We start from the raw sequence: 21,506 nt of genomic DNA, 5'->3' as shown, positions 1-21,506 counted from the left end.
TTTGGACCGTGGCGCAGCTCGACAGTTCAATCCTCATCCACAGCCAAGGGTGACAGCGCCTAGAAAAAAGCGCGGCACAAGAAAAAACCCACGGGGCCGTGAGGCGCCGTGGGCGAACCCATTTTCATCAAATGGGGAGGGGAGATGGTGAAACACACGTATTCACTATAGGTGTGGATCCTTAACGATCAATTAAGCCTTACAACTTGTTACGAAGCTGAGAGGGCCATTGCGTTCATCATTCCCGAGCTGGAATTTGGCGATTTGACGCTAGTCAACAAACGTGGATTCAGCCGATATGCGCCGGCCGCACAATGCCACCGTTGACGACCGCGCGGCAGGGATTGGAACCCATCGCATAGGCCAGGTCGGCCGGACGCGCAATGTTCCACAGGGCCAGGTCGGCCTGCTTGCCCACTTCCAGCGAGCCGATCTCGCCCTGCAACCCGAGGGCGCGCGCCGCATGCAGGGTGGCGCCCTGCAGCGCTTCCTGCGGCGTCAGGCGCCACAGCGTGCAGGCCATGTTCATGGCCAGCAGCAGGGAGGTCATGGGCGAGGTGCCGGGGTTGCAGTCGGTGCTGACGGCCATCGGCACACCCGCCTCGCGCAGCGCGGCGATCGGCGGCTGCACGGTCTCGCGCAGGAAGTAATAGGCGCCCGGCAGCAGCACGGCCACCGTGCCGGCGCGCGCCATGGCGTCGATGCCCGCTTGCGTGAGGTGTTCGAGGTGGTCGGCCGACAGCCCTCCGTAGCGCGCCACCAGTTCGGCGCCGCCCTGGTCGGACAACTGCTCGGCATGCAGCTTGACCGGCAGCCCGAGCATGCGCGCGGCCGCAAAAATGCGCTCGGTCTGCGCGTTGCTGAAACCGATCCGTTCGCAAAAGGCGTCCACCGCATCGACCAGTCCTGCGCGCGCCAATGCGGGCAGCATGCGTTCGCACACTTCAGTCACATACTCGTCGGGGCGGCCGGCGAATTCCGGCGGGATCGCATGGGCGCCGAGGAAGGTGGTGACGACCCGCACCGGCAGCGGCTGCGCCACTTCCCGCGCGGCGCGCAGCATGCGTTCCTCGGCCGCCAGCTCCAGGCCATAGCCGGACTTGATCTCGAGCGTGGTGACGCCTTCGGACAGCAGCCGGGCCACGCGCGGCAGGCTTTGCGCCAGCAGCGCGTCCACGTCTGCTTCGCGGGTGGCGCGCACGGTGGACATGATGCCGCCGCCCTGGCGCGCGATGTCTTCATAGCTGGCGCCGTTCAGGCGCGCTTCCCATTCGTTGCTGCGGTTGCCGGCGTGGACGATGTGGGTGTGGCAGTCGACCAGGCCCGGCGTCATCCAGGCGCCGCCGCAATCATGTTCCGCATTGGCCGCCGGCGCCTCGCTGCGCGGCCCGAGCCAGGCGATGCGGCCATCGCGCACGCCGAGGGCGGCGCCCTGCAGTTCGCCGTAGCCATCCACCATCGTGGCCAGGTGCACGTTGGTGAACAGCAGGTCCAGCGCCTCACTCATACGATTCTTCGTCCTCGTCGCTGTGGTACCAGACATCGACGATGTAGATCATGCCCTGCCCGGCTTCGAGCTTCCACACCGAGCCCGCTTCCAGCACCACGGCGTCGAAGCGCACCAGGCCGATGCGCTCCTTCTCGTTGCGCAGCTCCAGGGCATCGCCCTCGGCCAGGAACAGGATGGTGACGTCGGCGCGCGCAACAAACGTGGAGTCGCCCGACAGGCGGCGCCGGCCGAAGGTGTGGTAGCAGCGCTCGCTGCGCGTCATGGCGTTGAAGTCGGTGCTGCCGCCGCGGCTGAGCTTTGCCTGGACCACCGAGCTGCCGTCGAAGGCCACCACCGGTCCGGCCTCGGTCACCATGACCGGGTCGCCGTCGATGTCCAGGGTCATGCCATGGCCTTCGACCAGGGCCAGCGTGCGGTCCACGCCGGGGAACAGCGAGAACGCGCCGTCCTTCTCGATGGTGGCCAGGCTGACGCGCCAGTCGAAATCCTCGAAGCCGGCATCCGGTGGGCCGATGGCGATTTCAGTCGTGCTGCCGCCGCCGTTTTTCCACGGCACCGGCGACAGCCCCGCGAATGGGATCAGTACGGTCATTGGCCCACCTCACTTTGTTCACGTAATTCGTTGATCGCCTGCCGGTAGCGCTGCGCTACCGTGTCCTGCGCCATGTGGCGCCCGGCCTGCACCACCCAGCGCCCGCCGCACAGCACGTCGCGCACCAGGTTGTCGTTACCGCAAAACAGGAAGCGGCCCATCACATCCTCGTCGGCCGCGCCGTCCAGGTTCGGATGGGTCCCGTCCAGCACCAAGAGGTCGGCGCGCCGGCCTTCTTCCAGCGCCCCGACCCTGCGGCCGGTCGCCTGGGCGCCGCCACGCAAGGCAGCTTGCCACAAGTACTGGCCGACGTCGCGCTGTTCTTTCGTGAACGCGATATTGCGGCGCTGGTGCAGCAGGCGCTGGCCGTACTCGAGCCAGCGCAATTCCTCGACCGGGCTTTGCGAGACGTGGCTGTCGCTGCCGATGCCGAAGCGCCCGCCGGCCTCGATATAGGCCTGCAGCGGGAACAGGCCGTCGCCCAGGTTGGCCTCGGTGGTCGGGCACAGGCCGGCGACCGCGCCGCTGCGTGCAAGGGTCCGCAGCTCTTCGTCGTTCAGGTGGGTCGCATGCACCAGGCACCAGCGCTCGTCGAGGTCGACCTGTTCCATCAGGTACTCGACCGGGCGCCGGCCCGAAAACGCGATGCACTGGTCGACTTCGCCCTGCTGCTCGGCGATGTGGATGTGCAGCGGGCGCCCGGCCGGCAGGCTGGCCGCCAGTTCGCGCACCTGGTTGACCGTGGCCGCGCGCAGCGAATGCGGGGCGGCGCCGACTTCGAACTGGGGGCCGCGCAGGGGACCGAGCGCGTCCACGATGCCGAAGATGTCGTCGACGCCGGTGCGAAAGCGCGCCTGTTCGATCTTCAAAGGCTGCTCGCCGAAGCCGGCATGGCTGTACAGCACCGGCAGCAGGGTCAGGCCCATGCCGGTGGCGTGGCCGGCCGCGGCCACGCGCTCGGCGGTTTCGGCTGGACGGACATAGGCCTGGCCGCCGGGACCGCGCTGCAGGTAGTGGAATTCGCACAGCGAGGTATAGCCATGGCGCAGGCACTCCACGAACAGCTGGGCGGCGATGGCCTCGATCTGCTCCGGCGTGATGCGGGCGGCGAAGCGGTACATCAGGTCGCGCCAGGTCCAGAAGCTGTCCGGGCCGCCGTTGGCGCTCGCCTCGGCGCGCTCGGTGAGGCCGCCCATGGCGCGCTGGAAGGCGTGCGAATGCAGGTTGGCCATGCCCGGCACCACGTAGTCGGCGCGCGCCACGGCCAGCGGCGCCGCGGCCTGGGGCACGACGCGGGTCAGGTCGCCGCGCGTGTCCCATTCGAGCAGCACATCGCGCTGCCAGCCCTGGGGCAGCAGCGCATGGCGCGCGAACAGGGCCCTCATGCGCGCACCCAGTCGACGGCCGAGCCGATCATCTGGCGCAGCAGCGGTTGCACTTCACCCGCGACCTCCGGACGGTACTCGAAGGGCGCGGCTTCGTTCATGTACAGGCACTGGCACATCTCCAGCTGGATCGCGTGGACATCGTCGTGGGGCTGGCCGTACTTGCGGGTGATGTGGCCGCCCTTGAAGCGGCCGTTGAGGGCGATGCTGAAGCGGTCCTGGGCGCGCGCCACGCCCAGCACGGCCTGCTCCAGGCCGGGGTCGCACGACTTGCCGTCGGCGGTGCCGAAGTTCAGGTCCGGCAGGCGGCCTTCAAAAAAGCGCGGCACTTGCGAGGCGATCGAATGCGCATCCCACAGCACCACGCGGCCGAATTCGCGCCGCAGGCGATCGAGTTCCGCGCGCAGCTGCTCGTGGTAGGGCGTCCAGTAGCGCGCCAGGCGGCGCTGCACTTCCGCTTGATCCGGCGCCTTCCCTTCCAGGTAGAGGCTCTCGCGCCCGAAGGTGTCGACCGGGCACAGGCCGGTGGTGTCCAGGCCCGGGTACAGGTTGGTGTCCTCGGGCGGGCGGTTCAGGTCGATCAGGTAGCGCGACCAGCGCGCCGAGATGGTCGACACGCCCATCTCTCCGAGGAAGCCATACAGTTCCGGCAGGTGCCAGTCGGTGTCGGCGCGCGCGCCGGCGCAGGGCGCCATCGTCGCCGCGACCTCGTCCGGGATGTCGGTGCCCGCATGGGGCATCGACACGAGCATGGGGAGCCTGCCTGCCTTGAACCGGTATTCCATTTCCTCTCCTGGCCTGGGTTATTACGGATGCAGCGCGGTAAACAGTTCCTTGCATGACGCGGACAGCTCGCCGTTCACGACCATCAGGCGCGCGGCCTCGATGTCGGGCGCGAAGAAGCGGTCGGCGTCGTACGGGGCCACCCTGGTGCGCAGCTGGGCGTGCACGTGCTCCAGGTGCTCCGAACTGCGCAATGGACGGTGGAATTCGATGCCCTGCGCCGCCGCCAGCAGCTCGATGCCCACGATCACCGACGTATTGTGCGCCATCTGGTCCAGACGGCGCGCCGCGAAGGTCGCCATGCTGACGTGGTCTTCCTGGTTGGCCGAGGTCGGCAGGCTGTCGACGCTGGCCGGATGGGCCAGCGACTTGTTCTCCGAGGCCAGCGCGGCGGCGGTAACGTGGGCGATCATGAAGCCGGAGTTCAGGCCCGGCTCGCGCACCAGGAAAGCCGGCAGGCCGGACAGGTTGGCGTCGATCAGCAGCGCGATGCGGCGTTCGCTCAGTGCGCCGATCTCGGCGATGGCCAGCGCCAGCGTGTCGGCCGCAAAGGCCACCGGCTCGGCGTGGAAGTTACCGCCCGATATGATCGCCCCGTCTTCCGGGAACAACAAGGGGTTGTCGGTGACGGCGTTCGCTTCGATCAGCAGGGTGCGGCCGGAGTTGGCGATGATGTCCATCGCCGCGCCCATCACCTGCGGCTGGCAGCGCAGGCTGTACGGGTCCTGCACGCGCTCGTCGCCCACCAGGTGCGAGGCGCGGATGGCGCTGCCCGCCACCAGTTCGCGATAGATGCCGGCAGCCGTGATCTGGCCTGGCTGGCCGCGCACCGCGTGGATGCGGGCGTCGAACGGGGCGTCGCTGCCGCGCGCGGCGTCCAGCGACAGCATGCCGGCCACCATGCCCGCTTCCAGCACCCGTTCGGCCATGAACAGGCCGTGCAGCGCCAGCGCGGTCGAGACCTGGGTGCCGTTGATCAGGGCCAGGCCTTCCTTGGCGCCCAGGGTCACCGGTTCGATGCCGGCGGCGCGCAAGGCGTCCTGCGCCTCCACCACTTCTCCACGATAGCGCACCGGGCCCACGCCCAGCATGGCCAGGGTCATGTGGGCCAGCGGCGCCAGGTCGCCCGAGGCGCCCACCGAACCCTGGCAGGGAATCGCCGGCATGATACCCGCGTTGTACAGGGCCAGGAGGGTCTCGACGATGACCGGGCGCACGCCCGAGTAGCCGCGCGCCAGGCTGCCGATCTTGGTCAGCACGATCAGGCGCACGATGTTGTCGGCGATGAGCGGGCCGGTGCCCACCGCATGCGACAGGATCAGGTTGCGCTGCAGGGTCGCCAGCTGCTCGTTCGGGATGTGGGCCTTGGCCAGGATGCCGAAACCCGTGTTGATGCCGTAGGCCGGGTCGCCCTTGGCGACGATGGCGTCGACCAGCGCGACCGACGCTTCGATCGCCGGCCAGGCGCCGGCAGCGAGGGTGAGCGGCACGTGGCCGGCCCAGACCGCGCGCAGGTCGGACAAGGCCAGCTGGCCGGGTTGCAGGGTAATGCCGTGGTTGGTGTCGGTCATGGTGTGCATCTTACTGTTACTTGATCATCGGGAGGTTCAGGCCATTGCGCTTGGCGGTGTCGATCGCGCTTTCATAGCCGGCGTCGGCATGGCGCATCACGCCCGAGCCGCTGTCGTTCACCAGCACGCGCGCCAGGCGCTTGGCCGCGGCCTCGGTACCGTCGGCCACGATGACCACGCCCGAGTGCTGCGAATAGCCCATGCCGACACCGCCGCCGTGGTGCAGCGAGACCCAGGTGGCGCCGCCTGCGGTATTCAAGAGCGCATTGAGCAGCGGCCAGTCCGAGACTGCATCGGTGCCGTCGCGCATGCTTTCCGTCTCGCGATTGGGGCTGGCCACCGAGCCGGTATCGAGGTGGTCGCGGCCGATCACGATCGGCGCCTTCAGTTCACCGGTGCGCACCATCTCGTTGAAGGCCAGGCCGGCCAGGTGGCGCTCTCCCAGTCCCAGCCAGCAGATGCGCGCCGGCAGGCCCTGGAAGGCGATGCGCTCGCGCGCCATGTCGAGCCAGCGGTGCACCTGCGCGTGCTGCGGGAACAGCTCCTTGATTTTCGCGTCCGTTTTATAGATATCTTCCGGGTCGCCCGACAGCGCCACCCAGCGGAACGGGCCACGGCCCTCGCAAAACTGGGGACGGATATAGGCCGGCACGAAGCCCGGGAAATCGAAGGCGTTCTCCACGCCCTCGTCCTTGGCCACCTGGCGGATGTTGTTGCCGTAGTCGACCGCATGGCAGCCCATGCCCTTGAAGTCGAGGATGGCGCGCACGTGGACCGCGCAGGATGCGGCGGCATCGGCTTTGAGGCGCGCGTGCTGGGCCGGGTCCTGCTGGGCGGCCTTCCACTGTTCCACGGTCCAGCCCAGCGGCAGGTAGCCGTTGATCAGGTCGTGGGCCGAGGTCTGGTCGGTAACGAGATCCGGCTTGATGCCGCCCGCTTGCGCGCGGCGCACCAGTTCCGGCAGCACCTCGGCCGCATTGCCGAGCAGGCCGATGGAGACGGCTTCGCGTTGTTCGGTGGCCTCCTTGACCATCGCCAGGGCTTCGTCGATGTCCCTGGCCTGCTTGTCGAGGTAGCGGGTGCGCAGGCGGAAGTCGATGCTGCTCTGCTGGCATTCGATATTGAGCGAGACCGCGCCGGCGAAGCTGGCGGCCAGCGGCTGGGCGCCGCCCATGCCGCCCAGGCCTGCCGTCAGGATCCAGCGCCCTGCCATGTCGCCGCCGAAGTGCTGGCGGCCGGCTTCGGCGAAGGTTTCGTAGGTGCCCTGCACGATGCCCTGGGTGCCGATGTAGATCCAGCTGCCGGCGGTCATCTGGCCGTACATGAACAGGCCCTTGCGGTCCAGTTCATTGAAGTGTTCCCAGTTGGCCCACTTGGGCACCAGGTTGGAATTCGCCAGCAGCACGCGCGGCGCGTCCGCGTGGGTCTGGAACACGCCGACCGGCTTGCCGGACTGGATCAGCAAGGTCTGGTCGTCTTCCAGCGTGCGCAGCGAGGCCAGGATCTGGTCGTAGCATTCCCAGTTGCGCGCGGCGCGCCCGATGCCGCCGTAGACCACCAGCGCCTGCGGGTTCTCGGCTACCTCGGCGTCGAGGTTATTCTGGATCATGCGGTAGGCGGCTTCGGTGAGCCAGCTCTTGCAGGACAGGTCGGTCCCGCGCGGGGCGCGGATGGAGCGCGTCGGGTCGAAGCGCGGGTCGGTGGGCATCGGTGAATTCATGGCGGCTCCTCGGTTGGAATCAGCAATGAGTCTAGGTTGTCTATACAACCAAGTCAATTCATTTCAGCGTCACCATTGACGCGTAGGGTGTTCGGCTGCGCCGAACGCGCGTTCAACCAGTCGTCGCGTCGATGCGAGACGGTGTTGAACGCGCGGCCGGCAGAGCCGGCCACCCTACTTCTTGAACACTTGCTTCCCACCCACCCAGGTCTCCAGCACGCCGGTCTTGTGGATGTCATAGGTCGGCATCCGGAACAGATCGCGGTCGATCACGATGAAGTCGGCGTGCTTGCCCGGCTCCAGCGTACCCAGGCTGTTTTCCTGGTGCCCGGCATAGGCGGCATCGAGCGTGAAGCAGCGGAAGGCTTCCTTCAGCGACATCGCCTCGTTCGGGTACCAGCCGGCCACCGGCTGGCCGCCGGCGTCCATGCGGGTGACGGCGGCGTGCAGGCCGAAGAAGGGATTGGGCGACTCCACCGGGAAGTCCGAACCGCAGGCGATGCGCGAGCCCTGGTGCAGGAAGCTGCGCCAGGCATAGGCGCCCTTGATGCGCTCCGCGCCGACGCGGGTCTCGGCCATGTTCTTGTCCGACGTCGCATGGGTCGGCTGCATCGACGGGATGATGTTCAGCGCCTTGAAGCGCGGGATGTCCTGCGCCGTCACGACCTGGGCGTGCTCGATGCGGTGGCGCTGGGCCGCGCTTTTCGTGGCCGCCACCTCTTTCTGGTAGATGTCGAGGATCTGCTTGTTGCCGGCGTCGCCGATCGCGTGCACATTGACCTGGTAGCCCTTGCGCATGGCCTTGGTCATCATGGCGTCCATTTGCGCGGTCTTGAAGAACAGCAGGCCGTGCGAATGCGGCTCGTCGCTGTAGGGTTTAATCAGCGCGGCGCCGCGGCTGCCCAGCGCGCCGTCCGAATACAGCTTCACCGAGCGCAGCGCGTACATGCCGTCCGCGTAATCCTTGAGCGGGCCGTTTTTTGCCAACTGGTCAAAATCCTTGTCGGTGCCGCCGATCATGGCGTACACCCGCGCCGTGAGCTTCTTCTTGTCGGCGTAGTCGCGGTACAGGCGGTCTTCGGCCACGCCGATGCCGGCATCGTGCACGGTGGTCAGGCCCACCCGCGCCAGCTCCTGCAGCGAGCGCTCGAGCACCATGCGCCCTTCGCTTTCCGTCTGCGCCGGCATGACCTTGGTGACCAGCTCCTGCGCCGCATCCACCAGCACGCCGGTGGCGTCGCCATTTGCATCACGCATGATCTTGCCGCCGGCCGGATCCGGCGTCGACTTGGTGATGCCGGCCAGCGCCAGCGTGCGGCTGTTGGCCCAGCCGGCGTGGCCGTCGACCCGCTCCAGCCACACCGGGCGGTCGGCGATCACGGCGTCCAGTTCGGCGGCGGTGGGGAAGCGGCCCAGCTTCCAGTTTTCCTGGTTCCAGCCACGGCCGCGGATCCAGGCGTGGCTTGTATTGGCCCTGGCGTAGGCGCCGATGGCGCGGGTGGCGTCCGCCAGCGAGCCGGTGGCGGACAGGTCGAGCTGGGTCAGCTGCTGGCCCAGGCCGAACACGTGGCCGTGGGCGTCGATCAGGCCCGGCAGCACGGTGCGGCCGCCCATGTCGACCTGGCGCGCCCCCTTTACCTTCGCCGCCACCTCGGCAGTGCTGCCGACAGCGGTGATGCGCCCCTTGTCGTCGAAGGCAAGCGCGCTGAACTGCACCAGTTCCCCCTTGGTATTGAGGGTGTAGCCGTTGGCGTTGGTGATGACCGTGTCGGCCTGGGCCGAAGTCAGGGCACCGAGGCCGGCGAGGACGATCAGGGAAGACAGGGGAATCTGGCGGGCGCGCATACTGTTCTTTTCTCCGTTTTTTGTTGGGCTGTCCGCGGCTCGTGGCCGCGGCACGGAGAGTGTATATAAGTTTGCAAGCCGGGCAAAGCGCGATACTAGGTCGCGTCGTGGAAGATGATGCCCATGGTGTGCCGGGTGCCGCGCCGCAGGCGGCTCACGCCGTGCCGCATCGCCACCCGGTAGACCCCGCGCGTGCCCTGCACCGGGCGCTGGTTCACGGCGAACACCACCGCATCGCCCTGCCCCAGCGGCACGACTTCGGCGCGCGACTGCATGCGCGGGCGCTGCTCGGTCAGCACGAATTCGCCGCCCTCGAAGTCCAGGCCCGGGGCCGACATCAGCACCGCCACCTGCAGCGGGAACACCAGCTCGCCGTACAGGTCTTGGTGCAGGCAGTTGTAGTCGCCCTCGCGGTAGCGCAGGATCAGCGGCGTGGGCCTGGCCTGCCCCGCCGCGTGGCACCGCGCCAGGTAGTCCTCGTGCCGCTGCGGGAAGCGGGTCTCGATGCGCAGCAGTGCGTGCCAGCGGTTGGCGATGGCGGCCAGCGGCCCGTACAGCGCGCCGCGCAGCGCCGCCAGCGGCGCCGGCAGCGGGTAGGCAAAATACTGGTACTCGCCGCGCCCGAACCCGTGGCGCTGCATCACCACCCGGCTGCGGAACAAGGCCGGGCGCTCGTACAGCGCGCTGGCAGCCACGCAGTCCTGCGCCGACAGCAGGCCGGGAATCACCGCGCAACCGTAGGCATCGAGCTCCCCGGCCACGCTGTCCCAGTCGATGGCCGTCACTGGCCCGCCTCGCGCTCGAGCAGGGCGCGCTTGCGCTCGACGCCCCAGCGGTAGCCCGACAGCGCGCCATCCAGGCGCACCACGCGGTGGCAGGGAATCGCCACCGCCACCGGGTTGGCGGCGCAAGCCCCGGCCACGGCGCGGGCCCCCGCCGGCAGGCCGATGCGCTCGGCCAGTTCGGCATAGCTGACGGTGGCGCCGGCCGGCACCATCCGCAGCGCTTCCCACACGCGGCGCTGGAAGGCCGTGCCGCGCACGTCCAGCGGCAGGTCCAGCCCGAGGCGCGGCGCCTCGACGAAGCCCACTACCAGGGCCACGGTCTGCTCGAAATCGGCTTGCGCGCCCACCAGCTCGGCCTGGGGGAAGCGCTGCTGCAGGTCCTGCACCAGCGGCTCAGGCTCGTCGCCGATCAGGATCGCGCAGATGCCCTGCGCCGTGCTGGCCACCAGGATGGCGCCGAGCGAGCAGGCGCCCACCGCGAAGTGGATGGTCTCGCCCTGCCCGCCCGCGCGGTAGCGGCTTGGTGTCATGCCCAGCGCGCCGGTGCTGGCTGCATAAAAGCGACCGCTCGAGCCGAAGCCGGCGTCATACAGCGCATCGGTGACGCTCGGCGCGCCGGCCAGCCCCTGCTGCAGGCGCGCATTGCGCTGCGCGCTGGCGTAGGCCTTGGGTGTGATGCCGGTGTGCGCCTTGAAGATGCGGTGGAAGTGGAAGCGGCTCATGCCCACCGCCTGCGCCAGGCTGTCCAGGCCAGGCGCTTCTTCGGCCGCCTCGATCAGGCGGCAGGCCTGGGCCACGGCCGCCGCCTGGCGCTCGGCCAGCGGCGGCTGGTCGGGCCGGCAGCGCAGGCAGGCGCGAAAGCCCGCGGCCTCGGCATCGGCGCAGCTGGCATGGAAGGCGACGTTGGCGCGCAGGGCCCCGCGCGAGGGGCAGGAGGGCCGGCAGTACACGCAGGTAGAGCGCACCGAATAGAAGAACTGGCCGTCGGCGTCGCGGTCGCGGCGCTGCACGGCTGCCCAGCGCGCTTCGTCGGTGTTGTAGATACTGGTCATGGCTGTCATGGTACGCCCCGGTGGGTAAGGATGGTCACAGCCTAGCCGCCGGGCCTTCCCGTGGCACTCCGGGTCTTGCTTTCGAATCGATCGGGGGCGCGGTGCTAGAATCCGGTGTCGCGGCCAGCTGCCGCCCACGCCTGCCCGGAGAGTAGTTTGGAAGAAGCGAACGCGCAAGACAGCACCCCCATTTTCCAGCGCATCAAGGATTACCTGCTCGGCGAGATTGCGGCCGGGCGCTGGAAAGAAGGCGAGCTGGTGCCGTCCGAGCAGGCGCTGGTGCGCCAGTTCGGCGTCTCGCGCATGACCGTCAACCGCGCGGTGCGCGAACTGACGGCCGAGCAGGTCCTCACCCGGCGCCAGGGCTCGGGCACCTACGTGGCGCCGCAGAAGTACCAGGCGACCCTGGTCGAGATCCGCAACATCGCCGACGAAATCCGCTCGCGCGGCCGCATCCACCGCAGCGAACTGCTGCTGCTGGCCGAGGAACCCGCGAGCGACGAGCTGGCGGCCGAGTTCGAGCTCGCGCCCGGCACGCCGCTGTACCACTCGGCCATCGTCCACTTCGAGAACGACGTCCCGATCCAGGTGGAAGACCGCTGGGTCAACCCGGCCTGCGCCCCGCACTACCTGGAGCAGGACTTCAGCACCATCACCCCGAACGAGCACCTGATGGCGGCCGCGCCGCTGCAGGGCGCCACCTATGGCATCGAGGCCCAGCCCGCGCCGGCCGCAGTGGCCGCCATGCTGGCCATCGGCGAAAGCCAGCCCTGCCTGGTGCTGCACCGGCGCACCACCTCGGGCGACCGGGTGGCCTCGGTGGCGACGATGTGGCACCCGGGCCACCTGGCGCGCTTCACGGGTAGTGTTTGATCTAAATCAACCAATTCGCAACGCCCCAGCAACATAGCGGTTCAATATCTCCACGGAACTGGAAAACTTCGCCATAATGGCCCCGGTCCAACCGCAGCCATCCCTCCTGAATGACGCTACCTTCCTCGCCAGCACCGTTTGCCGCGCCCCAGCGCGTGCTGTTGCTCGACGATGACCGCTTCATGCTCGACGTGCTGCGCGACATGCTCGACGGCCTCGGGCCCTTCGTGGTCCATGCCGAAATCGACGCCAGGCGGGCGCTCGACGCCCTGCCGCGCCACGCGCCCGACCTCCTGATCTGCGACCTGGCGATGCCGGACATGGATGGCATCGAGTTCCTGCAGGCCGCGGCCGGGCAGGGATTCAGCGGCCGGGTGATCCTGGTGTCGGCGCTCGAAGACGGGGTGCGCAACGCCGCCACCGAGCTGGCGCGCGCCCTCGGTTTGCAGGTGGCGGGCGCCTTCCGCAAGCCGGTCGGGATCGAGCAGTTGCGTCGTGCGGTGCAATGTTGAGATTTTGTACAAACCGCCCTACACTATTTGAAAAAATGCGGTATTATTCCGCACATCCCCGCCTGACACCTCCTTGCCGTCCTTCCATATTGTTTTTTGCACACAGTGCCTCCACCATTGTGTAGCGGTTATTTATAAAAGCATGCATTGGAAGCGGCCAGACCTGAGCAGGGTCGGCTCAGCAAGCCAGGCGTACCAATTTGATCTTTACCTCTTTTGAGGAACATATGAGCGAAAACATTAAACACATCAGCGATGCTAGCTTCGATGCCGAAGTGCTCAAGTCCGAGCTTCCGGTCCTGGTAGACTTCTGGGCCGAGTGGTGCGGTCCATGCAAGATGATTGCGCCGATCCTGGAAGAAGTCGCCAAGCAATACGAAGGCAAGCTGGTGGTGGCCAAGGTCGACGTCGACGCAAACCAGGCCGTACCGGCCCAGTTCGGCATCCGCGGCATCCCGACCCTGATCCTGTTCAAGAACGGCGTCGCTGCTGCCCAGAAGGTTGGCGCAATGGCGAAAGGCCAGTTGACCTCGTTTATCGACAGCAACATCTAATACGCGACGGCGGCGCGCCCGCGCTGCCGTCATTGTCGGGAAGCCAGCCGGCCTCGGCCCTTCCCAGCTTGATGAACCCACGCAGTTCCCTCCCCTACCTTTACTTTCCCGTCACGGGACACCCACACAAACATGCATTTATCTGAACTGAAGGCAATGCACGTCTCCGCGCTGCTGGAGATGGCAATCGGCCTCGATATCGACAACGCAGCCCGCCTGCGCAAACAGGAACTGATGTTCGCGATCCTGAAGAAGCGCGCCAAAGGCGGCGAGCAGATCTTCGGCGACGGCGCCCTCGAGGTGCTGCCGGACGGCTTCGGCTTCCTGCGCTCGCCGGACGCCAGCTACATGGCCTCGACCGACGACATCTATATCTCGCCGTCGCAGATCCGCCGGTTCAACTTGCATACGGGTGACTCGATCGAAGGCGAAGTGCGTACGCCGAAAGACGGCGAGCGCTACTTCGCACTGGTCAAGGTGGACAAGGTCAACGGCGAATCGCCGGAAGCCTCGAAGCACCGCATCCTGTTCGAAAACCTGACGCCGCTGCACCCGAACGACCCGCTGCGCCTCGAACGCGACATGAACGGCCAGGAAAACATCACCGGCCGCATCATCGACCTGATCGCGCCGATCGGCAAGGGCCAGCGCGGCCTGCTGGTGGCCTCGCCGAAGTCGGGCAAATCGGTCATCCTGCAGCACATGGCGCACGCGATCACCGCGAACCACCCCGACGTGACCCTGATCGTCCTGCTGATCGACGAGCGTCCGGAAGAAGTGACCGAGATGCAGCGTTCGGTCCGCGGCGAAGTGGTCGCCTCGACCTTCGACGAACCGGCCACCCGCCACGTGCAGGTCGCCGAGATGGTGCTGGAAAAAGCCAAGCGCCTGGTCGAGATGAAGAAGGACGTGGTCATCCTGCTCGATTCGATCACCCGCCTGGCGCGCGCCTACAATACCGTGATCCCGGCCTCGGGCAAGGTGCTGACCGGCGGTGTGGACGCCAACGCGCTGCAGCGTCCGAAGCGCTTCTTCGGCGCCGCCCGCAACATCGAGGAAGGCGGCTCGCTGACCATCATCGCCACCGCGCTGATCGAAACCGGTTCGCGCATGGACGACGTGATCTTCGAGGAATTCAAGGGCACCGGCAACATGGAAGTCCACCTCGAGCGCCGCCTGGCCGAGAAGCGGGTCTACCCGGCGATCAACCTGAACAAATCGGGTACCCGCCGCGAAGAACTGCTGATCAAGCCGGACCAGCTCCAGAAAATCTGGATCCTGCGCAAGCTGCTGTACTCGATGGACGAGATCGAAGCGATGGAGTTCATCCTCGACAAGATGCGCGCGACCAAGAACAATATCGAGTTCTTCGACATGATGCGCCGCGGCGGTTGATCGCCAGCGCAGCAATCGCGTGAATGGGCGGCCTGAGGGCCGCCTTTTTTGTTTCGCATATCGCTAGCACAATTCCATTGTTACCCCTAAGACCGTCGTAGGCGCCAGTGGCGCGTACGACGGTCTTGAAGATAACAATGAAATAAACGCCCACACCTGACATTGCCCTCCACCCCAAACCCCTTTATAATCGCCGGTTCAGTTCAACCCCCTGGCAAGTGATCGGCAATCGGGTCAAGAAGCAGGACGACCGACGAAGTGCTGTTTGGCTACCTACACTTAGAAAGCACTACCATGAAGACCGATATCCATCCAGAATACCGCGAAGTCGTTTTCCACGACCTGTCGTGCGACTTCAAGTTCGTGACCCGTTCGACCATCAACACCCGCGAAAAGATCACCCACGAGGGTAAAGAATACCCGCTGATCAAGATCGAAGTCTCGGCTGAATCGCATCCGTTCTTCACGGGCAAGCACAAGATCGTCGACACCGCTGGCCGCGTCGAGAAGTTCCGCCAGAAGTTCGGCGCAGTCGGTTCGAAGACCGCCGTCGCCAACGGCTAATCGCCACTGTACGACAGCAAGCCCGGGCCCCAGCGCCCAGGGTTGCCATAAAAGAAGCCGGTTCACCGGCTTCTTTTTTTTCGCGGCTATACTACGCGACTATTCTCATCCCGTAACAGACTGCCTGATGAAACCCGTCCGCCTCCCCGCCGCCGCCACCTTGGCGCTGCCCCGCTGGGCCCTGCTTGCGCTGGGCATGCTGTACATCCTGCCGGGCCTGATCGGCCGCGACCCGTGGAAGGAAGATGCGGGCAGCTTCGGCATCATGTGGACGATGGCGCATGGCGGCCTGGACGACTGGCTGTACCCGAACATCGCCGGCCTGGCCGCCGCCGGGGAAGGCCCGCTGGCCTTCTGGCTCGGCGCCGCCTGCATCAAGCTGTTCGGCTGGATCCTGGGCGACGTGCTGGCCGCGCGCGTCTCGACCATCGGCATTTTCGTCACTGGCGCCGTGTCGCTCTGGTACACCGCCTTCCACCTGGGCCGCCGCGCCGAGGCGCAGCCGCTGCGCCTGGCCTTCGGCGGCCAGCCCGAGCCGGACGACTACGGCCGCACCCTGGGCGACACCGCGGTCCTGATCTACCTCGGCTGCCTCGGCCTGCTGGTGCAGAGCCACCTGACCCTGGCGGCCACCCTGCAGGGCGCCCTGCTCGCCTATTTCCTGTACCGCGCGGTGCGCTACGTCGAAACCGCGTCGCCCCGCAACGCGGTGCTGGTAGGCCTGTCGCTGGGCGCGCTGGCGCTCACGCGCGGCATGCTGGCGCCGGCGGTGCTGGTGCTGGCGCTGTATGCCTGCACCCGCTACCTGAAGCTGGCCACCGCCGACACCCTGCGCCACCTGGCCGGCGCGGCCGCTGTCGGATTTCTTATCACCCTGGTGTGGCTGGCGCCGGCCGCCCTGATGCAGCCCTACGGCCTGTCGCCGGTCGGCGAATGGCTCGACTGGAACGCGGGGCAGCTCGGCTTTCCCGGCGCGGCCTCGGTGAAGGGCTTCTTCCGCATCGGCGTGTGGTTCTTCTGGCCGGCCTGGCCGTTCGCGCTGTGGGCGATCTGGGCCTGGCGGCGCCAGCAGCACCTGCTGCACATCGTCATGCCGGTGATGTTCTTCGGCGCACTCACATTGCTGCTGCTGTGCGACCCGGCGCCGGAAAACGGCGACTTCCTCAAGATGCTGGCCCCGCTGGCCCTGATCGCCGCCTTCGGCCTGCCGACCATGAAGCGCGGCGCGATCAATGCGATCGACTGGTTCTCGGTGATGGTGCTGACCATCCTGGGCGCGCTGGTATGGCTGTTCTGGATCGCCAAGCTCACCGGCTGGCCGGCCCAGCTGTCGCACAATGCGCTCAAGCTGGTGCCTGGATTTAAGCCGGAGGTGGGGATCGTCGCCTTCGCCGTCGCTGCCGCCACCAGCATCGGCTGGATCATGCTGGTCCATTGGCGCCTGTCGCGCCAGCCCTCGGTGCTGTGGCGCGCGGTGGTGTTGTCGTCGAGCGGCCTGATTCTGCTGTGGGTACTCCTGATGACCCTGTTCCTGCCGGAACTGAACTACGGCCGCAGCTATGCCGCCGTGGCCCAGCAGATCGCGGCGCGCCTGCCGCATGACGCCGGCTGCATCGATACCAATGCCGGCCCGGCCCAGCGCGCCTCGTTCGCCTACTTCGGCCGCCTGCCCTTCGCCACCATGGCCGGCGGAACCTGCAATTATGTGCTGCTGCAGGACAACATCCGCAACCGCGACGCGCGCGACCTGGTGTCGCGCTACGGCCTGCGCCGCGCTACCCTGCTGTGGGAAGGCCGGCGCGTGCGCGACAGCGACGAACGCTTCCGGCTGTTCCAGCGCGCGCGCTGAGCGCGACCTCGCCCAGGCTGTATTGACAGGCCGTCCGCGTGCATCGCGGGCGGCTTTGTGTTTTCTGGCACGATTCATGCATGCTTTTCGCCAGTGCGCGGCACGCCATGCCGACGATGAGAAGCGCCGCTCCAAAGCCCGAGTATTTGAGCGGAGTCAACTTCCCTGTCAGCTAGGCGGTCAGAATAAAAACTGGTCGCATTTTGTTGCCCGACGGCCCAACCGGTCACGCAGCGCTGCGAGGAGACACCATGAAAAGCGTTACATTTTCAGAAATTGTAAGAATTCGCGAACGACCCTTTTTCCTGCGCCGCCCCGCTACCTGGCGACAGCTGTTTCCATGGGCCCTCACCCTCGCCGTCGGCCTGCCGCTGCTGATGCTGGTCCTGCACGCCATCGATCCCGGCACGCCGCTGCCCTTCATCGTGCTGCCGGCGCTGGCGGGCGGGCTGATGCCGGTCGCCATGATGGGCCCGGGCCGGTTCGAAATGCGCACCCGCCTCGATGCCAACAATCTCCTCGGCACGCTCGATGACGCCCTGGTTTCGCTGGGCTACCGCCGTACGGCCTCCGATGCCGGCAGCCTCAGCTACTTCCGCCCCAAGCCATGGCTGCGCGGCCGCGAAGGCGCCATCGTCGTGGCGGTCAAGCCGCACGCGCTGCAGGTGGTCGGCCCGGTGGGCAGCCTGCGCCTGCTGCAGCAGCGCATCGGCGCCTGAGTCGCCAGGCCTTTCCGTACACAGCGGTACTGGTCAGCCGGGCAAACGGTGTGCTAATATGCGCGCCTGCTGTAGGGCCTCTGTGGCGGAATTGGTAGACGCACTTGACTCAAAATCAAGCGCCGTAAGGCGTGCCGGTTCGATTCCGGCCGGAGGCACCAAGAACACTTAACGCAACACACCGCAATTACCCACTTCCTAAGTAAAAACAAGCACTTAGCAGGTGCGGCGGGCCACGAGGCTCTCTACACTTTCCCATATTTCCCCGCTTCATCGCCCCACTTAATACGCACGTTTTTCGCAATAATTACGCACGGAACACTCGGCGTGAGTGCGAAGCGAGGCTTTATGCGAAGGCGAGCGTGGGTGGTGATTTAAGGCGTCCGAGATTTACGAGTAATGCCAACGAAAGCCGAGGTAATCGCCTGGCGACAGCAGCGAGGCCGAAATCCGTGGCGGCAAGACTACCGGATCCAGGCGGGGGGAGCGGTTAGCGATGCCCTCGACGGCGACGAAAAGGAGGTATCAGCCACGAAGCGCGGACATCGATCTGAAGTGCTTCGCCCTGCTGCGATCGGCGACTGGAAGATCCAGGAGAAGCCGTTCCGCGACATGAAGCTCGTCGATGCCACCTCCGAGGTGCTGGGGAAGTGGCGGGACCATCGTCTGGACACCGACTAGGTCAGCGGTTCAACGGTCCACCGCGAGCTAAATTTACTGTCGAATCTTCTTACAGTTGCAGCAAAGGAATGGAAGCGGATTTGAGACAGCCCGACGTCGGACGCGCGCCGACCGAAGGATTCGGAAGCGCGTGATCGCCTGTCGACGAGGCGCCGGCCATGGGTATCGATCACGGCGCTTGCTGCCGCTCGCTTCCTCACCGTGCATGGCGCCGGCTTCGCGCTCCTCGCGCGCGTGCTCGCAGAGCCCGAGCGTCGGCGACGTGGGCATGATCTAGTCCCGGAAGAGCGTTGACGACTGCCAAGTTGCAGCAAACCCATCTCTGCGACGATGCCCTCTCACTACAGGGAGGCATCATGGCAATCGACGTTTATCTGCAGATCGACGGCATCAAGGGTGAATCGACCGACTCCGTGCACCAGGGCTGGATCGAGTGTCTGTCAGTGGAATGGGCTGTGACTCAGCCGAAATCTGCGACAGCCTCCACGGCCGGTGGCCACACGGCTGAGCGCGCTAACTTATCCGAGATCGGCATAACCAAGCTGGCGGATATGGCGTCGCCGATTCTGTTCCAATCGTCGGCATGCGGGAAGACGTTCCCCAGGGCAAAGCTGGAATTCATGCGTGCCGACGGCGACGGCACGCCGATCAAGTATTTCGAGATCCAGCTCGAGAACGTGCTGATCTGCCACATGGCCTCGTCCGTCAGCGAGGGCGCCGTGCTCGGCGAAAGCCTCGGGCTCAAGTTCTCCAAGATCAAGATGGCTTACACCCAGCAGAGGATAGGCGGCGGCACGCTTGGGAGCACGATGGGCGGCTGGGATTTGGCCTCAAACCGGATTGCAGCATGAAGCGCAGCGCCCTGTACCTCGCTCTGTTGGTGGCTTGCAGCGCGGCTGCCAAGCCGCTGGGCGTGTTTCCCTGGCATCTGTCGGGCAATGACTTCGTGACACAGGTGTCGGGTGAGCCGGGCGTGGACAAGTGGCACCAAAGTCCCAATGCAGCCTACCAGCAGCGTTATGTAGAAGGCTATCAAGCAGGCGTAGTCGATGCGACCCAAGGTCGTCTATGGTGTGCGCCGCCTGGCATGAAGCCTACGGAGGTCGATGACCGGATATGGGAAGCGATGCGTAGCCGGGCAGGCTCAATGCCGGGCAGCGCTGCCGCCGAGCTCGTGCGCCTGTACGCTGCGCGCTTTCCTTGCCCCCAAAAGAGGCAGCCATGAACGTGCCTTTTAGCGTTCTGGCGAAGCACTACCCGCGCAAGCGCGATGTGCCTCCTGCTGCCCTGTTCCGCGAGCTTGGCTGGGACGACTTGATCGGGGACCCAAAATATGAAAACACCTGTGCAATCCGGGTCAGCCTTGCGCTGATCCGGTCGGGCGTGACGATTCCCGGCGGTCGCATGTCAATTAAAAAGGACGGCCCGCTCAAGGGAAAGAATATCGAACCAGGCCAGGCAAAGCTGTCGGCAATCCTGTCCCGGCCGTCGATGCTCGGCAAGCCCCAAAAATTCAGCGGACCAACGGCACTTACGGATATTGGAAACCGCAGCGGCATCGTTTCGTTCTTCCGCCTGACTCCCGGCGTATATGAAGGTGGACATATCGACATCGTGTCGCCGATGCTGGGCGGGATGAGCGCTTGCGGGACAAGCTGCTACTGGCTGAGCGCGGAAACGTGGTTCTGGTCGCTAGAGTAGCCGGCCAGTCTTGACGCTGCTGTGCAGACGTCTGCAGCGCAGCGTCCAGGACTTAGAGCAGATCAGCAGGCTCAGCCGCTCGGCCCCAGCTGTTGAAGGCGTCGGACCGCCAGTGGTCGATGGCAAGTTCGCGCGAGCGCATGTAGCGCAGATGAAGAATTCAATAACCGCCAACGTGAAAATCTGAGGCCGAGGGAAGACGATGCTGCCTCGAGTAATAGTGGTTTTGCTGAAGGTGCAACAGGTACATGCGAAATTCATCCAGGTCACATTCATGATACTTGGCGTTGCGCTTGACCGCGGCTCGCCTTCCGGCGATGACAGCACGACAGCATTTTGTCCCACATTCCGCCGTCGGAATAATTTACATAGTGATTCTCATTCCGCGATGGACGCGCGGCCGGCGCGTCACGGCTTGACGATCGGCTGGCCCCAGGTCTCGTAGTTGCGCTCGATCCGGCGGCTGCTGCCGTCGCGCGCCATGGCCTCGAAGGCCAGGTTGAGGCGGCCGATGACGGCGTCCGGTACCGCCCGGTTGCAGGCCAAGTAGGTCTCCACCTGCTTGAACACGAGCAGCGGCACGATCTTCTTGTCATAGCCGTATCTAGCCAGGATGGTGCTGCCGCTGCGCAGGGCTGCCGCCCACAGGTCTATGCGGTCGAGCAGGAGCTTGGCGGCATTGGCGATGTCTTCGTTGGCGGAGTCGACGTGGAACCCGCGAGCGCGCAGGTAGCCGTCGCGGGCGTCGCCGTTATAGGTGCCGATGCGCAGGCCGCGCGCATCGTCCAGGGTTTTCAGCTTGAGCTTGCTGTCGGCACGCCCCATCAGCACCCATTGCCCGGTGTCGATCGGACCGACCCATTTGAACAGCGCTTCGCGCTCGGGCGTGCGGGAAGTCGAATAGACGCAGGCGTCCGGGCGCTCCTGGGCCGCCAGGTAGGCGCGCTTCCATGGCAGCAGCTCGATCGTGTAGTCGACCCCGGCGCGGCGCATCGCATCGCGCACCTTGTCGGTGGCAATGCCAACGACCTGCGCGCCCTCCCGCATGCTCGACGGCGCCGAGGTTTCGGTCGTGATGTACAGGCGCGGCTGCGCGGCCGCACCGGGAGCCGAAACTGAGGCCGAGGCCCAGGCCGGGACTGCCGCCAAGCCGGCCACGGCAAGTGCTGCGATGAGAATTCGATTGAACGGCATGCTGTCCTGGTGGCGCGGGCGGGCGCGTGGTTTCAGCGAGCATATCAGGACCGTTAAAATTTCCGCAACGCATCTAGCCAATTTGATGGATACGGTGGCGCTCGCGCGACACATTCACGGGTCAAACCCGCATGATGCCTGCGTTCAACAAGACTTTCCCATACGGAAATGCGATACTGGTCTGACCATTTCCGGGCGCTTTCCTTGCCCAATTACGACAA

Annotated in this window: 21 protein-coding genes and 1 tRNA gene; 12 read left to right on the top strand and 10 right to left on the bottom strand. The window is 66.1% G+C overall.

Annotated elements, in window-relative coordinates; genetic code table 11:
• Positions 1 to 289 precede the first annotated feature (289 nt).
• From hutI to ada, 9 genes are all read right to left on the bottom strand, one after another.
• The gene (hutI, locus tag BM031_RS21680; protein ID WP_091876636.1) at positions 290 to 1,507 is read right to left on the bottom strand and encodes an imidazolonepropionase; all 1,218 of its coding nucleotides are present in this window, start codon (positions 1,505 to 1,507) and stop codon (positions 290 to 292) included.
• Complete coding sequence (locus tag BM031_RS21675; protein ID WP_091876635.1) at positions 1,500 to 2,102, bottom strand: HutD/Ves family protein; 603 nt, start codon at positions 2,100 to 2,102, stop codon at positions 1,500 to 1,502. Before BM031_RS21675 ends, hutI begins: the two co-directional genes overlap by 8 nt.
• Positions 2,099 to 3,487, bottom strand: a complete 1,389-nt coding sequence (locus tag BM031_RS21670) for a formimidoylglutamate deiminase (RefSeq protein ID WP_091876634.1) — start codon at positions 3,485 to 3,487, stop codon at positions 2,099 to 2,101. The genes BM031_RS21675 and BM031_RS21670 overlap by 4 nt, the downstream gene beginning before the upstream one ends.
• Positions 3,484 to 4,272, bottom strand: a complete 789-nt coding sequence (gene hutG / locus BM031_RS21665) for an N-formylglutamate deformylase (RefSeq protein WP_091876633.1) — start codon at positions 4,270 to 4,272, stop codon at positions 3,484 to 3,486. The genes BM031_RS21670 and hutG overlap by 4 nt, the downstream gene beginning before the upstream one ends.
• Before the next feature lie 21 nt (positions 4,273 to 4,293).
• Positions 4,294 to 5,850, bottom strand: coding sequence for a histidine ammonia-lyase (hutH, locus tag BM031_RS21660; protein ID WP_091876632.1), 1,557 nt, complete (start codon positions 5,848 to 5,850; stop codon positions 4,294 to 4,296).
• A gap of 7 nt (positions 5,851 to 5,857) precedes the next feature.
• The gene (gene hutU / locus BM031_RS21655) at positions 5,858 to 7,561 is read right to left on the bottom strand and encodes a urocanate hydratase (RefSeq protein WP_091876631.1); all 1,704 of its coding nucleotides are present in this window, start codon (positions 7,559 to 7,561) and stop codon (positions 5,858 to 5,860) included.
• 174 nt (positions 7,562 to 7,735) lie between these two features.
• Positions 7,736 to 9,406: an amidohydrolase gene (locus BM031_RS21650; protein WP_091876630.1), complete on the bottom strand. Its 1,671-nt coding sequence runs from the start codon at positions 9,404 to 9,406 to the stop codon at positions 7,736 to 7,738.
• Between the two features lie 95 nt (positions 9,407 to 9,501).
• Positions 9,502 to 10,191, bottom strand: a complete 690-nt coding sequence (locus BM031_RS21645; RefSeq protein ID WP_091876629.1) for a 2OG-Fe(II) oxygenase — start codon at positions 10,189 to 10,191, stop codon at positions 9,502 to 9,504.
• Positions 10,188 to 11,252, bottom strand: a complete 1,065-nt coding sequence (gene ada / locus BM031_RS21640; protein WP_370660063.1) for a bifunctional DNA-binding transcriptional regulator/O6-methylguanine-DNA methyltransferase Ada — start codon at positions 11,250 to 11,252, stop codon at positions 10,188 to 10,190. Before ada ends, BM031_RS21645 begins: the two co-directional genes overlap by 4 nt.
• 147 nt (positions 11,253 to 11,399) lie before the next feature.
• Here ada and hutC point away from each other — a divergent pair, with 147 nt between their 5' ends.
• The 12 genes from hutC (at position 11,400) to BM031_RS21580 (ending at position 20,091) form a co-directional block, all read left to right on the top strand.
• On the top strand, positions 11,400 to 12,116 hold the full coding sequence (gene hutC, locus BM031_RS21635) for a histidine utilization transcriptional repressor HutC (RefSeq protein WP_091876627.1): 717 nt from the start codon (positions 11,400 to 11,402) through the stop codon (positions 12,114 to 12,116).
• 110 nt (positions 12,117 to 12,226) lie between these two features.
• Entirely contained in the window at positions 12,227 to 12,628 is a 402-nt protein-coding gene (locus tag BM031_RS21630; protein ID WP_091876626.1) for a response regulator, read from the top strand.
• A gap of 227 nt (positions 12,629 to 12,855) precedes the next feature.
• Positions 12,856 to 13,182, top strand: coding sequence for a thioredoxin TrxA (trxA, locus tag BM031_RS21625; protein WP_091876625.1), 327 nt, complete (start codon positions 12,856 to 12,858; stop codon positions 13,180 to 13,182).
• A 132-nt stretch (positions 13,183 to 13,314) separates the two neighbouring features.
• Positions 13,315 to 14,577 (top strand): transcription termination factor Rho, encoded by a 1,263-nt coding sequence (rho, locus tag BM031_RS21620; protein WP_091876624.1) that lies wholly within the window; start codon positions 13,315 to 13,317, stop codon positions 14,575 to 14,577.
• A gap of 294 nt (positions 14,578 to 14,871) precedes the next feature.
• Positions 14,872 to 15,141 (top strand): type B 50S ribosomal protein L31, encoded by a 270-nt coding sequence (locus BM031_RS21615; RefSeq protein ID WP_091876623.1) that lies wholly within the window; start codon positions 14,872 to 14,874, stop codon positions 15,139 to 15,141.
• A gap of 127 nt (positions 15,142 to 15,268) precedes the next feature.
• Entirely contained in the window at positions 15,269 to 16,990 is a 1,722-nt protein-coding gene (locus tag BM031_RS21610; protein WP_091876622.1) for an ArnT family glycosyltransferase, read from the top strand.
• 251 nt (positions 16,991 to 17,241) lie between these two features.
• Positions 17,242 to 17,709 (top strand): hypothetical protein, encoded by a 468-nt coding sequence (locus tag BM031_RS21605; protein ID WP_091876621.1) that lies wholly within the window; start codon positions 17,242 to 17,244, stop codon positions 17,707 to 17,709.
• 76 nt (positions 17,710 to 17,785) lie between these two features.
• A tRNA-Leu gene (locus BM031_RS21600) sits at positions 17,786 to 17,870 on the top strand.
• Between the two features lie 238 nt (positions 17,871 to 18,108).
• Positions 18,109 to 18,390, top strand: coding sequence for a hypothetical protein (locus tag BM031_RS21595; protein ID WP_091876620.1), 282 nt, complete (start codon positions 18,109 to 18,111; stop codon positions 18,388 to 18,390).
• A 356-nt stretch (positions 18,391 to 18,746) separates the two neighbouring features.
• The gene (locus BM031_RS21590; protein ID WP_091876637.1) at positions 18,747 to 19,241 is read left to right on the top strand and encodes an Hcp family type VI secretion system effector; all 495 of its coding nucleotides are present in this window, start codon (positions 18,747 to 18,749) and stop codon (positions 19,239 to 19,241) included.
• Positions 19,238 to 19,615, top strand: a complete 378-nt coding sequence (locus tag BM031_RS21585; protein WP_091876619.1) for a Rap1a/Tai family immunity protein — start codon at positions 19,238 to 19,240, stop codon at positions 19,613 to 19,615. Before BM031_RS21590 ends, BM031_RS21585 begins: the two co-directional genes overlap by 4 nt.
• A complete protein-coding gene (locus BM031_RS21580) occupies positions 19,612 to 20,091 on the top strand; it encodes a T6SS effector amidase Tae4 family protein (protein ID WP_091876618.1) in 480 nt (159 codons plus the stop codon). Before BM031_RS21585 ends, BM031_RS21580 begins: the two co-directional genes overlap by 4 nt.
• 408 nt (positions 20,092 to 20,499) lie before the next feature.
• On the opposite strand, the gene BM031_RS21575 is transcribed toward BM031_RS21580, so the two are convergent.
• Positions 20,500 to 21,285 carry a substrate-binding periplasmic protein gene (locus BM031_RS21575; protein ID WP_091876617.1) on the bottom strand — a complete coding sequence of 262 codons (786 nt, stop codon included), beginning with the start codon at positions 21,283 to 21,285 and terminating at the stop codon, positions 20,500 to 20,502.
• Between the last annotated feature and the right edge of the window lie 221 nt (positions 21,286 to 21,506).

This window comes from Massilia yuzhufengensis, assembly GCF_900112225.1.
In the GTDB taxonomy this organism is placed as follows: domain Bacteria; phylum Pseudomonadota; class Gammaproteobacteria; order Burkholderiales; family Burkholderiaceae_D; genus Telluria; species Telluria yuzhufengensis.
The sequence above is the reverse complement of the archived record's forward strand: the minus strand, read 5'-3'. Positions and strand labels throughout refer to the sequence as shown.

Coding starts and splice junctions, on each gene's coding strand:
- hutI (WP_091876636.1), bottom strand. CDS start 1,507: ATGAGTGAGGCGCTGGACCTGCTGTTCACCAACGTGCACCTGGCCACG.
- BM031_RS21675 (WP_091876635.1), bottom strand. CDS start 2,102: ATGACCGTACTGATCCCATTCGCGGGGCTGTCGCCGGTGCCGTGGAAA.
- BM031_RS21670 (WP_091876634.1), bottom strand. CDS start 3,487: ATGAGGGCCCTGTTCGCGCGCCATGCGCTGCTGCCCCAGGGCTGGCAG.
- hutG (WP_091876633.1), bottom strand. CDS start 4,272: ATGGAATACCGGTTCAAGGCAGGCAGGCTCCCCATGCTCGTGTCGATG.
- hutH (WP_091876632.1), bottom strand. CDS start 5,850: ATGCACACCATGACCGACACCAACCACGGCATTACCCTGCAACCCGGC.
- hutU (WP_091876631.1), bottom strand. CDS start 7,561: ATGAATTCACCGATGCCCACCGACCCGCGCTTCGACCCGACGCGCTCC.
- BM031_RS21650 (WP_091876630.1), bottom strand. CDS start 9,406: ATGCGCGCCCGCCAGATTCCCCTGTCTTCCCTGATCGTCCTCGCCGGC.
- ada (WP_370660063.1), bottom strand. CDS start 11,252: ATGACAGCCATGACCAGTATCTACAACACCGACGAAGCGCGCTGGGCA.
- BM031_RS21630 (WP_091876626.1), top strand. CDS start 12,227: ATGACGCTACCTTCCTCGCCAGCACCGTTTGCCGCGCCCCAGCGCGTG.
- trxA (WP_091876625.1), top strand. CDS start 12,856: ATGAGCGAAAACATTAAACACATCAGCGATGCTAGCTTCGATGCCGAA.
- rho (WP_091876624.1), top strand. CDS start 13,315: ATGCATTTATCTGAACTGAAGGCAATGCACGTCTCCGCGCTGCTGGAG.
- BM031_RS21615 (WP_091876623.1), top strand. CDS start 14,872: ATGAAGACCGATATCCATCCAGAATACCGCGAAGTCGTTTTCCACGAC.
- BM031_RS21610 (WP_091876622.1), top strand. CDS start 15,269: ATGAAACCCGTCCGCCTCCCCGCCGCCGCCACCTTGGCGCTGCCCCGC.
- BM031_RS21605 (WP_091876621.1), top strand. CDS start 17,242: ATGAAAAGCGTTACATTTTCAGAAATTGTAAGAATTCGCGAACGACCC.
- BM031_RS21595 (WP_091876620.1), top strand. CDS start 18,109: ATGCCAACGAAAGCCGAGGTAATCGCCTGGCGACAGCAGCGAGGCCGA.
- BM031_RS21590 (WP_091876637.1), top strand. CDS start 18,747: ATGGCAATCGACGTTTATCTGCAGATCGACGGCATCAAGGGTGAATCG.
- BM031_RS21585 (WP_091876619.1), top strand. CDS start 19,238: ATGAAGCGCAGCGCCCTGTACCTCGCTCTGTTGGTGGCTTGCAGCGCG.
- BM031_RS21580 (WP_091876618.1), top strand. CDS start 19,612: ATGAACGTGCCTTTTAGCGTTCTGGCGAAGCACTACCCGCGCAAGCGC.
- BM031_RS21575 (WP_091876617.1), bottom strand. CDS start 21,285: ATGCCGTTCAATCGAATTCTCATCGCAGCACTTGCCGTGGCCGGCTTG.